The 887-nt window shown below is 53.0% G+C and carries 1 protein-coding gene; it reads left to right on the forward strand.

The window, feature by feature from the left end:
• On the forward strand, positions 1-887 hold an 887-nt coding region (gene lysA, locus ACTHS3_RS15600), incomplete at both ends, for a diaminopimelate decarboxylase (RefSeq protein WP_440368454.1).

An 887-nucleotide genomic window follows, 5' to 3' on the forward strand; every position in this document is an offset into this window, starting at 1 on the left:
GTGGGTAAGAGTGAGGCAGAAATTGAATTTGCGCTGAATGCAGGCGTGAAATGCTTCAATATGGAGAGCATTCCCGAAATCGACCGTATTCAAAAGGTTGCCGCGCGTTTGGGTAAAGTCGCTCCGGTTTCCCTGCGCGTCAACCCCGATGTCGATGCCAAAACCCACCCTTATATCTCCACCGGCCTGAAAGCCAACAAATTCGGTATTGCCTATGCCGATGCGCTTGAGGCCTATCGTCATGCTTCCCGACAAAGCCATTTGAAAATCGTCGGTATCGACTGCCATATCGGCTCGCAACTGACCGACCTCAGCCCGCTTGTCGAAGCCTGCGAACGTATCTTGGCCTTGGTCGACCAATTGGCAGATGAAGGCATTGTGTTGGAACACTTGGACTTGGGCGGCGGCGTCGGCATTGTTTACCAAGACGAAAATGTGCCTGATTTGGGCGCGTATGCCAAAGAAGTTCAAAAACTGATGGGTACACGCCGTCTGAAACTGGTTCTTGAGCCAGGCCGCAGTTTGGTCGGTAATGCAGGCGCGTTGTTGACGCGCGTCGAATTCGTCAAACATGGCGAAGAGAAAAACTTTGTGATGGTTGATGCGGCGATGAACGATTTGATGCGTCCGGCACTTTATGATGCCTATCATCACATCGAAGCGGTCGAAACCAAAGACATTGAGCCTCTGACGGCCAATATCGTCGGCCCGATTTGCGAAACCGGCGACTTCCTCGGCAAAGACCGCACCATCGCCTGTGAAGAAGGGGATTTACTGCTTATCCGCAGCGCCGGTGCGTATGGCTCAAGCATGGCGAGCAACTACAACACGCGCAACCGTGCGGCGGAAGTATTGGTTGACGGCAACGAATGCAAACTTATCCGCCA

Source organism: Neisseria sp. P0009.S007, assembly GCF_051962515.1.